Origin of the sequence: Rhabdonatronobacter sediminivivens, assembly GCF_013415485.1 — a bacterium.
GTDB classification, from domain to species: domain Bacteria; phylum Pseudomonadota; class Alphaproteobacteria; order Rhodobacterales; family Rhodobacteraceae; genus Rhabdonatronobacter; species Rhabdonatronobacter sediminivivens.
The window spans coordinates 1-14,047 of record NZ_JACBXS010000002.1 but is presented as its reverse complement, the minus strand read 5'-3'; the positions used below and the strand labels follow the sequence as shown (position 1 = coordinate 14,047).

The 14,047-nt window shown below is 68.4% G+C and carries 12 protein-coding genes; 3 read left to right on the top strand and 9 right to left on the bottom strand.

The genetic code is table 11. The annotated features are described in order from the left end of the window. The first annotated feature begins 14 nt into the window (after positions 1-14). Both purM and purN read left to right on the top strand, forming a co-directional pair. Positions 15-1,067: a phosphoribosylformylglycinamidine cyclo-ligase gene (gene purM, locus HUK65_RS00980; RefSeq protein WP_179904257.1), complete on the top strand. Its 1,053-nt coding sequence runs from the start codon at positions 15-17 to the stop codon at positions 1,065-1,067. Further along, positions 1,064-1,663 (top strand): phosphoribosylglycinamide formyltransferase, encoded by a 600-nt coding sequence (gene purN / locus HUK65_RS00975; RefSeq protein WP_179904256.1) that lies wholly within the window; start codon positions 1,064-1,066, stop codon positions 1,661-1,663. Before purM ends, purN begins: the two co-directional genes overlap by 4 nt. Positions 1,664-1,669: 6 nt before the next feature. On the opposite strand, the gene trpE is transcribed toward purN, so the two are convergent. The 8 genes from trpE to dapD form a co-directional block, all read right to left on the bottom strand. After that, positions 1,670-3,196: an anthranilate synthase component I gene (trpE, locus tag HUK65_RS00970; protein WP_179904255.1), complete on the bottom strand. Its 1,527-nt coding sequence runs from the start codon at positions 3,194-3,196 to the stop codon at positions 1,670-1,672. A 14-nt stretch (positions 3,197-3,210) separates the two neighbouring features. Continuing rightward, positions 3,211-5,058, bottom strand: a complete 1,848-nt coding sequence (locus HUK65_RS00965) for a SurA N-terminal domain-containing protein (protein WP_179904254.1) — start codon at positions 5,056-5,058, stop codon at positions 3,211-3,213. 290 nt (positions 5,059-5,348) lie between these two features. Then, complete coding sequence (locus HUK65_RS00960) at positions 5,349-6,524, bottom strand: acetyl-CoA C-acyltransferase family protein (RefSeq protein ID WP_179904253.1); 1,176 nt, start codon at positions 6,522-6,524, stop codon at positions 5,349-5,351. Positions 6,525-6,763: 239 nt separating this feature from the next. Continuing rightward, on the bottom strand, positions 6,764-9,016 hold the full coding sequence (gene rnr / locus HUK65_RS00955; RefSeq protein WP_179904252.1) for a ribonuclease R: 2,253 nt from the start codon (positions 9,014-9,016) through the stop codon (positions 6,764-6,766). Between the two features lie 38 nt (positions 9,017-9,054). Further along, the gene (locus HUK65_RS00950; protein ID WP_179904251.1) at positions 9,055-9,486 is read right to left on the bottom strand and encodes a GNAT family N-acetyltransferase; all 432 of its coding nucleotides are present in this window, start codon (positions 9,484-9,486) and stop codon (positions 9,055-9,057) included. After that, entirely contained in the window at positions 9,479-10,645 is a 1,167-nt protein-coding gene (gene dapE / locus HUK65_RS00945; protein ID WP_179904250.1) for a succinyl-diaminopimelate desuccinylase, read from the bottom strand. Before dapE ends, HUK65_RS00950 begins: the two co-directional genes overlap by 8 nt. A gap of 106 nt (positions 10,646-10,751) precedes the next feature. Then, positions 10,752-11,087 (bottom strand): hypothetical protein, encoded by a 336-nt coding sequence (locus HUK65_RS00940; protein WP_179904249.1) that lies wholly within the window; start codon positions 11,085-11,087, stop codon positions 10,752-10,754. A gap of 38 nt (positions 11,088-11,125) precedes the next feature. Continuing rightward, positions 11,126-11,965: a 2,3,4,5-tetrahydropyridine-2,6-dicarboxylate N-succinyltransferase gene (gene dapD / locus HUK65_RS00935; protein WP_179904248.1), complete on the bottom strand. Its 840-nt coding sequence runs from the start codon at positions 11,963-11,965 to the stop codon at positions 11,126-11,128. Positions 11,966-12,046: 81 nt separating this feature from the next. Here dapD and HUK65_RS00930 point away from each other — a divergent pair, with 81 nt between their 5' ends. Then, positions 12,047-12,889, top strand: coding sequence for an LOG family protein (locus HUK65_RS00930; protein WP_179904247.1), 843 nt, complete (start codon positions 12,047-12,049; stop codon positions 12,887-12,889). 90 nt (positions 12,890-12,979) lie between these two features. Here the strand turns inward: HUK65_RS00930 and HUK65_RS00925 are convergent. Continuing rightward, positions 12,980-14,047: VCBS domain-containing protein (locus tag HUK65_RS00925; RefSeq protein WP_235441688.1), on the bottom strand; the 1,068-nt coding region annotated here is incomplete at its 5' end.

Genomic DNA, 14,047 nt, shown 5'->3' with positions numbered 1-14,047 from the left:
AGGGGACAACAGGCATGTCAGAAGACAGGAACGGGCTCAGCTATGCCCAGGCCGGGGTGGATATCGACGCCGGAAACGCGCTGGTCGAGGCGATCAAGCCCGCGGCCAAGGCCACCGTACGGCCCGGGGTGATGTCCGGGCTGGGGGGCTTTGGCGCGCTGTTCGATCTGAAGGCCGCAGGCTTTGCCGATCCGGTGCTGGTGGCGGCCACGGACGGGGTGGGCACCAAGCTGCGCATCGCGATCGACACCGGGCATCTGGATACCATCGGGATCGACCTGGTGGCCATGTGCGTCAACGATCTGGTCTGCCAGGGGGCCGAGCCGCTGTTCTTCCTGGATTACTTTGCCACCGGCAAGCTGGAGGTCGCGGATGCAACCCGCATCATCGGCGGCATTGCCGAAGGTTGCCGCCGGTCCGGCTGCGCCCTGATCGGCGGCGAGACGGCGGAAATGCCCGGCATGTATGCCGAAAAGGATTTCGACCTGGCGGGATTCGCCGTCGGCGCCATGGAGCGCGGCGCCGCCCTGCCCCGCGATGTGGCGGCGGGCGATGTGCTGTTGGGGCTGGCCTCGGACGGGGTGCATTCCAACGGCTACAGCCTGGTGCGCAAGGTGGTGGAGCGTGCGGGTCTGGGCTGGGGCGCGCCCGCGCCCTTTGCTGATGCCGCCCTGGGTGCGGCGCTGCTGGCGCCCACGCGGCTTTATGTGAAACCCGCGCTGGCGGCGATCCGCGCGGGCGGGGTTCATGCGCTGGCCCATATCACCGGCGGCGGCCTGACCGAAAACCTGCCCCGCGTCCTGCCCAAAGCCCTGGGCGCCGATATCAACCTGAACGCCTGGCCCCTGCCCCCGGTCTTTGGCTGGCTGGCGGATGAAGGCGGGCTGGACCAGGCCGAGATGCTCAAGACCTTCAACGCCGGGATCGGCATGGTGCTGGTGGTGGCCGCCGACCGGGCCGATGCGCTGGCCGATCTGTTGGCGGCGACGGGCGAGACCGTCCACCGCATCGGCACCGTGACCGAAGGCGCGGGCATGCGCTACACCGGGGCGCTTGCGCGGGCATGAGCGGGGCCAGGCGGGTTGCCATCCTGATCTCGGGCGGGGGGTCGAACATGGTGGCGCTGGCGCGCTCCATGACCGGCGATCACCCGGCGCGGCCCTGTCTGGTGCTGGCCAATGACCCGGATGCCGGGGGGCTGGAGAAGGCCCGCGCCATGGGCATCCCCACCGCCGCGCTGGATCACCGCCCCTTTGGGCGCAACCGCGCGGCGTTCGAGGACGGGCTGATCGCGCTGCTGGACCGCGCCGCGCCCGACCTCATTGCGCTGGCGGGCTTCATGCGGGTGCTGACCCCGCGCTTTGTGGATCATTACCGGGGGCGGATCCTGAACATACACCCCTCGCTTCTGCCGAAATACCCCGGGCTGCACACCCACCGCCGCGCGCTGGAAGCCGGGGACGCGCAGGCGGGCTGCACCGTCCACGAGGTTACCGCCGAACTGGACGCCGGGCCGATCCTTGGTCAGGGGCGGGTGCCGGTCCTGCCCGGCGATACCGAGGATACCCTTGCCGCCCGCGTCCTGACCATGGAGCATCAGCTTTACCCGGCCGTCCTGCGCCGCGTGGCCGAAGGGGAGCGCGCGCCGCTCTACCTGCCCTGAGCCGCGCTAGCGGTTGGTGCCTTCCACAAAACGTCCCGCATCCTCGGCGGCGCGGCGCAGGGCGCGGGATTTGTTGACGGTTTCCTGATATTCGGACTCGGGGTCGCTGTCATGGACCACGCCGCCCCCGGCCTGGATATAGAGCACCTGATCCTTGACCACCGCAGTGCGCAGGCAGATGCACATGTCCATCTCGCCATTGGCGGCGAAATAGCCCGCGCCGCCGCCATAGACGCCGCGCTTTTCGGGCTCCAGCTCGTCGATGATCTCCATCGCGCGGACCTTTGGCGCGCCGGACACCGTGCCCGCCGGAAGCCCCGCCAGCAGCGCCGACAGCGCGTCATGTTCAGGCGCAATCTCGCCCACAACGTTCGAGACAATATGCATCACATGGCTGTAACGCTCGATGATGAATTCCTCGGTCGGGCGGACGGTGCCGATCTTCGCCACCCTTCCCACATCGTTGCGGCCCAGATCCAGCAGCATCAGATGCTCGGCCAGTTCCTTCTGATCGGCCAGCAGATCGGCCTCCAGCGCGCGGTCTTCCTCAGGCGTGGCGCCACGGGGGCGGGTCCCGGCGATGGGGCGGATGGTCACCTCGCCCTCGCGCAGGCGCACAAGGATTTCGGGGCTGGCGCCAACGATCTGGAAGCCCGCGCCGGGGCTACCGAAATCGAAGTAGAACATGAAGGGCGAAGGGTTCGTCCGCCGCAGCGAGCGATAAAGCGCGAAGGGCGGCAGCGTGAATTCCTGCGCCCAGCGTTGCGAGGGCACGACCTGAAAGATATCGCCCGCGCGGATATATTCCTTGGCCTTGGCCACGGCGGCCAGATAGTCCGGCTTGGCAAAGTTCGACTGCGCTTCGCCCACCGGCGTCGCCTCGCCGAAATCGCGCGCGGCACCGGCCACGGCGCGGTCCAGATCGCGCACCGCGTCCATCACCCGTTCGGCCGCCTGCGCATAGGCCGCCCGCGCCGACAGGCCAGAGCCCACCCAAGCCGGGGCGACGACGATCACCTCGCCCTTCACCCCGTCCAGCACCGCCACCACCGACGGGCGCAGCATCCGCGCATCCGGCACCCCAATGGGATCAGGGTTGACGTTGGGCAGGTGTTCGACCTGACGGATCATGTCATAGCCCAGATAGCCGAACAGCCCCGCCGCCGCCGCAGGCAGGTCGGCGGGCATGTCGATCCGGCTTTCGGCCAGCAGCGCGCGCAGGCTGTCCAGCGGCGGCAGGGGTTCGGGGACAAAGGCCTCGGCGTCGAAGCGCGCCTCGCGGTTCAGGCGCGCCTGGGTGCCGTGACATTCCCAGATCAGATCCGGCTTCAGCCCGATGATCGAGTATCGGCCCCGGACCTCGCCCCCGGTGACCGATTCCAGCATGAAACTGTCCCGGCTGGCGCCTGCCAGCTTGAGGTATAGCGACACCGGCGTGTCCAGGTCCGCCGCCAGCCGGGCATGAACAAGCTGGTTTCTGCCCCGCGCCCAGCCAGCCTCGAATTCCGCGAAATCGGGGGTCAATCTGGCCATGGCCCGGTCCTGCCTTATTGAAACTGCGCGTGAACGGCCTCGATCACCGACTGGTTCAGCTGGATCGAGACCTCTGACTGCAACGCGGTGGTGAAATAGGCGAACACATCTTGCGCCACGCCCTGTTCCAGTTGCTGCTGGATCACCATGCCAAGCCGCTGGACATCGGGGTTCATCCGGTCCGGCCCCCGCGTATCGTCCAGCATGATGACATGCACCTGCGCGCCTTCGGCCATGACGGCGGTTTCACCGGGGCCAAGATCGAAGGCCATGGTCACCAGATCGCGCGGAAGATCGGGCAGGAAATCCGTGCGGGTCAGCCCTTCGAAACTCACCTGCGTTCCAGACAGCGCATCCAGCGGCTCCCCCTGCATCATGCCCTCGCGCACCGCTTCGGCCTGGCGCAGCAGGCGGGCCTCGATCTCGGTTTCCTCCCAGGCGCGCAGGACCTCCTCGCGCACATCCTCGAAGGCCTGGGGCATCGCCGGCAGCGGCTCCACCAGTTCCACCGACAGCAAACCGCCATTGTCCAGCAGCAGGATTTCGGGGAAATCGCCTGGCTCGGCGGCGCGGGCGGCCTCGCGGAATTCGGCATAGGCGGCCACACCGTCACGCTCGCCCTCACGCCAGTCGATCTCGCCGCCCTCCATCTCGGTCTCGGCGACCAGATCGGCGACATCGGCGCCCCCGGCCAGCAGGTCTTCGTAATCATCGAGCTGCTGGGCCAGGATGCGGGCGGCCATGTCGGCGCCCAGTTCCGCGCGCAGGTCATCGCGGACGGCTTCGAACGGCGTTTCCTGCGCGGGCAGGACCGCATTCACACGAAACAGCGCCGGACCCAGCGTTGTGGGGTGCGGACCGGTCGTTCCAGGGCCGTCAAGGGCAAAGACCTCGGCCCCCGCGGCGCCAAGCTGGTCCTGCGTCACATCGCCCATGTCGGTGTCTTCCAGGTCCAGCCCACGCTCGGCAACCAGGGTCTCGAACGTGGCCTCGCCCTGCTCCATGCGGGCCATGGCCTCGGATGCGGTGGCTTCATCGCGATAGACCAGCCGTTCGACCAGGCGCCGCTCGGGGCGGCGGAATTCGCCGGCGCGCCGTTCATATTCTTCCCGCAGGGCTTCATCTTCGACGTCAAGCGTTTCCAGCAGCATTGACGGAGTGACCAGCGCATAGGAGAGGCGCTTGCCCTCGGGCAGGGTAAACTGGTCGATATTGTCCTGATGGAACTGGCGCAGGATGGCGTCACTGGCTGTGGGCAACGGCGCATCCAGGTCGAACCGGCCCAGCGTCACAACCGTGAAGTCACGCTGTTCTCCGGCGAATTCCAGCAACAGCTCGGCCTGCGCGGCGGGTGCGGTAACCCCGGCAACAACGGCGGTCTGCAGAAGGCCCCGGGCCGCATCCGCGCGCAACTGTTCCTCGAACTGCGTCTCGGACAAACCGGCGCTCTGCAGGGCAAAACGATAGGATTCGCGGTCAAAATTGCCGTCCAGCCCCTGAAAGGCCGAGATCGCAAGAATCTCCTGCTGCACGATGGAATCGCTGACCGAGACGCCAAGCGTGTCAGCCTCATTGTCCAGCGTGGCGCGCATGACCAACTGGCGCATGACCGATTGATCAACGCCCATCATCTGCATCTGCTGCATGGTTGCGGCTTGCCCGGTCTGCTGGGACAGGGCGCGCATCTCTTCCTGAAGGGCGCGCGCATACTCATCGGTGGAGATATCGCGATCACCCACGCTGCCAATGCTGCGCACTGATGTGCCGAAGCCTTCAACGCCGAAACCCGCCATGGCGACAATCAGCAGAAGCAGCAGAAAGCCGCCGCCGATCTTGGTGGCCGTGCTGGTTTTCTTCGCCATGTCCTGCCTCATGTCACGTCGGAGTTGACCCCGGTGTGTAAGGAAAGCCGCGCGCGGGGGCAAGCGCTCTTGCCTGTGCTGACGTGGCCGTGAGACGCCTCGGGCCGAGCGGTGTGCAACGGGCGTGCCGCGGGGGCCATGCCCCCGCGATGCCCGGGCCTGGCCCGGGCTGCGCTCCCGGGCGCTGCCCGGGAGCGCTCACGCCCGCCGCGCCCCTGCCCTCTGATGGCACATCAGGCGCCAAATGCGCCCGGAGCGCGCCGCAGCACCCCCACGCGCTGCGGGACAGGTCAGAGCCGCTCCATGGCCAGGGCAATCCCCTGCCCGCCGCCGATGCACATGGTCACAAGTGCCCGTTTGCCACCGATCCGCTCCAGTTCATGCAATGCCTTGAGCGTTATGATCGCACCCGTGGCCCCCACCGGATGCCCAAGCGCGATCGCACCACCATTGGGGTTCACCTTTTCAGGGTCGAGGCCCAGTCCGCGGCTCACCGCCAGCGCCTGTGCCGCAAATGCCTCATTCGATTCGATGACATCGAAATCCGCGACCGTCAGTCCGATGCGCGCGCAGAGTGCCTGCACCGCCGGGATCGGGCCAATGCCCATAACCTCGGGGCGGACACCGGCATGGGCATAGCCCAGCAGACGCGCGCGCGGGCGCAGCCCCGTGGCCTCTGCGGCTTCGGCCCGCGCCAGAACCAGCGCCGCCGCGCCATCGTTGATCCCGCTGGCATTTCCCGCGGTCACCGTGCCGTCCTTCTGGAACACCGCCCGCAGACCGGCCAGCGCCTCGGGGGTGGTGGCCTTGGGATGTTCGTCCCGGGCGAATTCCACCTCACCCTTGCGGGTCTTCAGCGTCACCGGGACGATCTGATCCGCGAACCGCCCTTCCTCAAGGGCGCGCGCCGCCCGCTTCTGGCTTTCCAGCGCAAAGGCGTCCTGGTCCTCGCGGCTGATGTCATGCTCGCGCGCCACATTCTCCGCTGTCACCCCCATGTGCCCTGTGCCGAACGGGCAGGTCAGTGCCCCGGTCATCATGTCCAGCGCGCGCACATCGCCCATTTTCTGGCCACTGCGCGCCGCTTGCAGGATATGGGGTGCGCGGCTCATGGTCTCGGACCCGCCAGCAAGGGCAAAATCGGCATCCCCCAGCGCCAGGGACTGCATGGCCGAAACCACGGCCTGCGCCCCGGAACCGCACAGCCGGTTGACATTCATCGCCGGTGTGCTGTCCGGAATCCCGGCCGCAACAGCCGCACGGCGCGAAAGATACATATCCGCGGGCTCGGTGTTGATCACATGACCGAAGACAACATGTCCCACCTGCGCCGCCTCGACCCCGGCGCGGTCCAGCGCCGCCTGCGCGACAATGGCGCCAAGCTCGATGGCACTGGTGCCCGCAAGACTGCCACCAAAGGTCCCGATAGCCGTCCGGGCGCCGCCCAAAATCACGATTTCATCCATCTCCACTCCTCACCTTTACGCTTGCCATTGGATTGCCACCATTCCCTTCGGAATCGCCATGCCCTGTCAAGCCCGCGTCGCGCCATTCGCATCGGAACAGGGGGCAGGCCACCACCGCAGACGTCCCGTGTCTTCCGCAGCATGTCACATCAGCCAGAGCGCCATCGCGCGCCGCAGGCGCGCGCCCGGCCCAACGGGAGGTGCGGCGCCTGCGCCGCGCCGACGGGCGGGAGAACCCCCTACCCGCGCCGCTTGCGTTCGGCCTTGCGCTGCGCCTTGGCCTTGCCCGCACGCAACTTGCCCGCCTTGCGCCCCACCGCGCCGCGCCGACCCGGGCGTGCGCGGGAGCGGACCACGGCCTGGCCCTCGATCTCCAGCAGTTCCAGCACCAGCCCCCCGGTCTCGGGCTCGGCCTCGGCCAGCTTCACCACCGCCCGCTGCCCCAACCCGAACACCACGCCCGAGCGTTCGCCCACAAGCTGCTGCGTCTCGGCGTCATGGCGGAAATACTCATCCCCCAGCGAGCGCACCGGCACCAGCCCATCCGCCCCGGTCTCATCGAGCTTGATGAACAACCCGTAGCGCGTCACGCCGGACACCCGCCCCGAAAGCTCGTCCCCGATCCGATCCGCCAGGAACGCCGCCAGATAGCGGTCATTGGTGTCCCGCTCCGCCGCCATGGACCGCCGCTCGGCCTCGGAAATCAGCGTCGCGGTTTCCTCCAGCCGTTCCGTGTCCGACCGCGCCAGCCCGTCATCCCCCCAGCCATGCGCCGCAATCAGCGCCCGGTGCACGATCAGATCCGCATAGCGCCGGATGGGCGAGGTGAAATGCGCATAGGCCCGCAGCGCCAGCCCGAAATGCCCGAAATTCTGCGGCGCGTAATAGGCCTGGGTCATGGACCGCAGGGTCGAGATATTGATCAGCTCGTCAAACTCCGTCCCTTCGGCCTGCGCCAGCAGGTTGTTGAGATGCCGCGTCTGCAGCACCTGCCCCTTGGCCAGCGTGAACCCCGAGGCCACGGCAACCTCGCGCAGGGCGTCCAGCTTCTCGGGGCTGGGTTCCTCATGCACTCGGAACAACAAGGGGCTGCGGCGGCGGACCAGTTCCTCGGCGGCGGCAACATTGGCCAGCACCATGAACTCTTCCACCAGCCGATGCGCATCCAGCCGCTCACGAAACGCGACCGAGGCCACACGCCCGTCCTCAGACAGCTCGATCCGCCGCTCGGGCAGGTCCAGGTCCAGCGGCTGGCGCTGCGCCCGCGCCGCGCGCAACGCGCGATAGGCGGCAAACAGCGCGCCGATCTCGGCGGCCAGCGGTTCAGTCTGCGCGTCATGGCGCCCGTCCTCGGCCGCCTGCGCCTGCCCATAGGTCAACGAGGCGCGCGAGCGCATCACCCCGCGCACGAACCGATGCGCCAGCTTCACCCCGCGCGCGTCGATCACCATGCGCACGGCCATGCAGGCCCGGTCCACCCCTTCATGCAGCGAACACAGATCCCCCGACAGCCGGTCCGGCAGCATCGGCACCACCCGGTCGGGGAAATAGGTGGAATTGCCGCGCATCCGCGCCTCGCGGTCCAGCTCCGATCCCGGGCGGACGTAATGGGCCACATCGGCAATCGCCACCCAGATCACAAAGCCGCCATCGTTGCCCGGGTCGTCATCGGGCAGCACGGCGATGGCATCGTCATGGTCGCGCGCATCGGCCGGGTCGATGGTCATCAGCGGCAGGCCGGTCAGATCCTCGCGCCCCTCAGGGCCCGCCGGCGTCATGGCGTCGGCCTCGGCCACCACGGTATCGGGGAAATGATCGCGGATGCCATGCTGATGGATCGCAATCAGCGAAACCGCCTTGGGCGCGCCGGGATCGCCCAGCCGATCCGTCACCTTCGCCCGCGGCAAGCCCATCGAGGCCCGCCCCAGCGCCTGCGCCTCCACCAGCTCGCCGTCCTGCGCGCCGCCGGTTTCACCCGCCGGGACGATCCATTCGCGGTCCGCGCCCTTGTCGATGGGCGTGATCCTTCCGCCCTGGCTGCCGGCGCGAAAGATCCCCAGAACCCGGGCCGGGTTGGTGCCCAACTTGCGGATGGGCCGGGCCTGATAGTCGTGGTCCGGGGCGCGCACCTCCTGCAGGCGCGCCAGCACCCGGTCGCCCGCCCCCAGCGCCCCGTCGCGCGGGCCCGTGACCACCAGGATACGCGGGGTCATGCCCTCCAGCCGCGCTTCCACCGGCGTGGCGAACAGATCGCCCGCGTCATCGGGGCCGGTGATCTCCAGCACGGCCACGGGGGGCAGACGGCCCATGTCGCGGGCATTGGCGCGGCGCCGGGGCAGCAGCCCCTCGTCGGCCAGGGCATCGGTCAGCGGGCGCAGCTCGCGCCGCATGGGGCCCTTGATGCCAAAGGCGCGCGCAATCTCACGCACGCCCGAACCAGGGTTCTGCGCCAGCCAGTCGCGCAATTCATCCAGAGAAGGGAGCTGTTTCATCCCCTGCCCCTAGCATGGCCGCCAGGGCGCGTCACCGGTCATTTGCCGGGATGCAGCGGGCGGGCCATCATCCGGTGCGGGATGCCCGCGTCCATGAACTCCGGCCCTTCGGCCACGAAGCCCAGCCGGGTGTAGAATTCCAGCGCATGGGTCTGCGCGCCCAGCCGCGCCTCGGCCACGCCGTCCATGGCCGACAGCTCGGCCACGGCGGCGCGAATCAAGGCCGCGCCGATCCCCTGCCCCCGCGCCGCGCGCAACACGCACACGCGCCCGATCTTGCCCGCATCCCCCTGCACAAGGATCCGCGCCGTGCCCACCGGCTGCCCCGCCCAGCGCGCCAGCAGATGCAGCGCCTGCCCGTCGCGGCCATCCACCTCGTCAACCTCGGACACGCCCTGCTCCTCAATGAACACTGCCCGGCGCAGGGCCTGACAGGCGACCAAATCATCGCTGCGCGCAATCTCAAGCATCAACGCCCCCTTTTGCGAAATAGTCCCGCAGGATGCGCCCGTAGATCGCGGTCAATTGACGGATATGGGCGACCTCGGCATGTTCATCCACCTGGTGCATGGAACTGCCCACCAGGCCGAATTCCACCACCGGGCAATGCGCCCGCACAAACCGCGCATCCGACGTCCCGCCCGAGGTCGAGAGCACCGGCGCCACGCCAGTTTCAGCCTCCACCGCACCGGCCACCAGGTCCGACAACGCGCCGGGCGGCGTCACGAACGCCTCGCCCGAGACCGAGACCGCCACCTCCAGCGCCACGCCGGTCTCGCCCGCCACCGCCGCCGCCTGCGCGCGCAGCCAGTCGCCCAACGAGGCCCCGCTGTGCAGGTCATTGAACCGGATGTTCACCACCGCCCGCCCCTGCGCCGGGATCACATTGGAGGCAGGGTTGCCCACATCCACCGTGGTGATCGCCAGGGTCGAGGGGTCGAAGGCTTCGGTTCCCGCATCCAGGCGCGCCCGCGCCAGCCGGTCCAGCAGCGCCACCAGCGCCGGCAAGGGGTTCAGCGCCCGGTGCGGATAGGCCGCGTGGCCCTGCCGCCCCGTGGCCGCGATGGTCGCCGTCAAGGACCCCCGGCGGCCGATCTTGATCATCTCGCCCATCCGCGCGGGGCAGGTCGGCTCGCCCACCAGACAGACCTCCATCCGCTCGCCCTGCGCGTCCATCCAGTCCAGCAGCGCCACGGTGCCATCGGTGGCGGGGCCTTCCTCATCTCCGGTGATGGCCAGGATCACCGCACCGTCAGGCGGCGTATCGCGCACAAAACCGACCGCCGCCGCCACAAAAGCCGCCACCCCGGATTTCATGTCGCAGGCCCCGCGCCCCCAGACCTTGCCGTCCAAGACCGCGCCCCCGAAGGGCGCCAAGCTCCAGGCCGCTTCGTCGCCCACAGGGACCACATCCGTATGCCCGTTGAACCCGAAACTCCGCGCCGCCCCCTTTGCCCCCCAACGCGCAAACAGGTTCGCCGTCTCGCCCCGATCCACGCGCGTGCAGACAAACCCGGCCGCCGAGAGCACCTGCTCCAGCAACACCAGCGCGCCACCCTCGGCGGGCGTGACCGACGGGCAGCGCACCAACGCCGCCGTCAACTCCACCGGATCCACCTGCCCTGCCATCGCCACCCCTTCCCGCATCTGCCGCTTTCACCCTTGCAAAATATCCTCGGGGGGAGTCGCCCGGAACGGGCGACGGGGGGCAGACAGCCCCCCCGACCACGCCAGCCTATGCGTCCCCGAACCAGGTCTTCTGCGCCACGATCACCGCATTCTCCGCCAGCGCCCGCGCCATCAGCGCCTCATCCTCGGGGCCGATCTCCTCGCCCGCCGCGCGGCGCTCGGCCAGCGTTCCCTGGCCCGTCACCTCCAACGGGTTCAACCCCGCGGTCTTCAGCACGGCCACGGTTTCGCGCACCGCCTCGGCCTCGTCCCGCCCGGCGGCGTAGCACAGAAAGGCCCCGCCCGTGGCGCCCTCGGGCAACCCGTCATCGCGGGCGCGGCCCAGTTCGACCAGCAGCGTGAACACCTCCACCCCGCCGCGCTCCGGTTTTGCGTCAGCCATCGCCACCCTCCCTGCCGTGACCGCCGGGCGCGCCGCGCTCAATCCCGCAGCAATTCGTTGATCGAGGTCTTGGCCCGGGTCCGCGCATCCACCCGCTTGACGATCACCGCGCAATAGAGGTTCACCCCGCCGGTGGAGGGCATCGACCCCGAAACCACCACCGACCCGGCGGGCACCTCGCCATACATGACCTCACCGGTGGCGCGGTCCACGATCTTGGTGGACTGGCCGATATAGACGCCCATCCCCAGCACCGCCCCCTCGCGCACGATCACACCCTCGACCACCTCGGACCGGGCGCCGATGAAGCAGTGATCCTCGATGATGGTCGGCCCGGCCTGCATCGGCTCCAGCACACCGCCGATCCCTACACCACCCGAAAGATGCACATTCTTGCCGATCTGCGCGCAGCTGCCCACCGTGGCCCAGGTGTCCACCATGGTGCCGCTGTCCACATAGGCGCCCAGGTTGACGAAGCTCGGCATCAGCACCACGCCCGGCGCGATATGGGCCGACCGGCGCACCACGCAGTTGGGCACGGCGCGAAACCCCGCCTCCTTCCAGCGCGCGGCATCCCAGCCCTTGAACTTGCTGTCCACCTTGTCCCACCAGCCGCCGCCCTGCGGCCCGCCCGATTGCGGCTCCATGTCCTTGATGCGAAAGCCCAGCAACACGGCCTTCTTGGCCCATTGGTTCACATGCCAGTCGCCTCCGTCGCGCCGCTCGGCCACGCGCAGCTGGCCGCTGTCCAGCGCGTCCAGCGTAGCCTCGATCGCGTCACGCGTGGGCCCGGTGGTGGCCGGGTTGATAGTGTCGCGCGCCTCCCATGCGGCTTCGATGGCGGCTTCCAGCTGGTCGTTGCGGTCGGTGTCGGTCATGGGTTCTCTGCTCTGGGCTGGTGAAACGGTTGCGCAGCCTATAGCCTTCGCAATTGAAACACGCAACGTCAGGAGCTTCGCTTGAGCAAGGATGACCATTTCCGCCCCTTCCCCGATGCGGGCGAAGACGCCCGCCACGCGGCCGAGATCCGCGACACCTTGCAGACGCGGCACCCGGCCTATCGGCTGGCCTTCCATGACGCCGATTTCATCCTGCGCGATGAATTGCGCCCGGTGCGGCTGCAGTTGGAACTGCTCAAGCCCGATCTGCTGATGACTGAGCGGGGCATCACCTCCACCGTGGTGATGTTCGGCGGCGCCCGCATCCCGGCGCCCGAGGCAAAGGACACCGCCGCCACCCCCATGCTGGCCGAACTGTCGCGCTATTACGAGGAGGCCCGGAAGTTCGCGCGGCTGATCACCGAACGCTCGGTCCGGTCCTACGGGCGTGAGGATGTGATCGTCACCGGCGGCGGGCCGGGGGTGATGGAAGCGGGCAACCGCGGCGCTGCCGATGCAGGCGGCATTTCGATCGGCCTGAACATCGTCCTGCCCCATGAACAGGCGCCCAATGAATACGTCACCCCGGACCTGAGCTTCAACTTCCACTACTTCGCCATCCGCAAGATGCATTTCCTGATGCGGGCAAAGGCGATCACGGTCTTTCCCGGCGGCTTTGGCACCATGGACGAATTGTTCGAGGCCCTGACCCTGATCCAGACCCGGCGGATGCGGCCGATCCCCTTCCTGCTCTTTGGCCAGGGGTTCTGGGAACGGGTCATCAACTGGGACGCGCTGGTCGAGGCCGGAACCATCAGCGCCGAGGATCTGAACCTGTTCCACTATGTCGACAGCGCCGATGAGGCACTGGCCCGCATGGATGCCTTTGCCCCGCAGCCGACCACGACCAGCGGCTCCGACTGAGGCGCCCGCGCCACCGAAACCCCCACGACCAGCACGAAACCGCGCCCCGGATGTCCGGGGTGCGGTCCGTTGCCGGGCCGGGCAAGGGGATCAGGCGAACTCCTGCATGTTCCCCAGCAAGATACCGGTCATGCTGACGTCGATGTCCGCCTCGATATCGTCCAGCGCCACGCCTGTCTCATAGGTCACATTGTCCCGGCTGACAGCGCTGAGATCAGCCGCATCATCCACGAATACCCAGCGCGGTGCAGCCTCGGTTTCCAGACCGACAACATGGCGCAGCACTTCCAGCGCATCCATTGCCGTCACCGCACCATCCCCGTTGACATCTGCGGCGATGAAATCATGCGCCGTCGCCGGGGCGCCCCAGCCGGGGTTCAGCCCCACAGCCAGGCGCAGTATGTTCAGCGCATCCATCGCCGTGATATCGACATCGCCGCGGTTATAGTCCCGCGTGGCATCCAGCACCCCGGCGTCGCCCGTGGGCACCTCGAAGCCGAAGGCACCTGCGGCATCGGTCTCGGTGCTCAGATCCGCATCCGTGGCACTGGCAAAGGTGACGGTGGTGTCCTTCGACCCGTCGCCCATCCGGTCGGTGACGGTCCCGCTGATCTGGGCGTTCGGCAACCCGCTGCCGGTCACGGTCACGGCGATGGTTTCCGACGCGGTGCCGTCCAGACTGGTCACGGTCAGGCTGTCGGTGACCTCGACCCCCTTGTCCAGCAGTTGTACGGCTTCGGCGTCATTGTCCAGCGTGTAGCCCCAGGCGCCGGTGTCGGCGTCGAAGGTGAAGCTGCCGTAGGTGCCGACCAGCGCGTCCGGGTCCAGATCGGCGAAGACATCCTCGCCCATGTCCGGGTCGCTCACGCTCAGGACCCCCGCGGCGGTCTGGGCGTCGGGGTCATCCTCGGTCACCGCGCCGGTGGTATCGCCGTCGATGCTGGCAGGATCGTTGACGCCGGTGATGGTGACGGTGACGGTTTCCGATGCGGTGCCGTCCAGGCTGGTCACGGTCAGGGTGTCGGTGACCTCCATCCCTTCGGGCAGCGCCTGGACGTTGTCGGCATCATTGTCCAGCGTATAGCCCCAGGCGCCGGTGTCGGCGTCGAAGGTGAAGCTGCCGTAGGTGCCGACCAGCGCGTCCGGGTCCAGATCGGC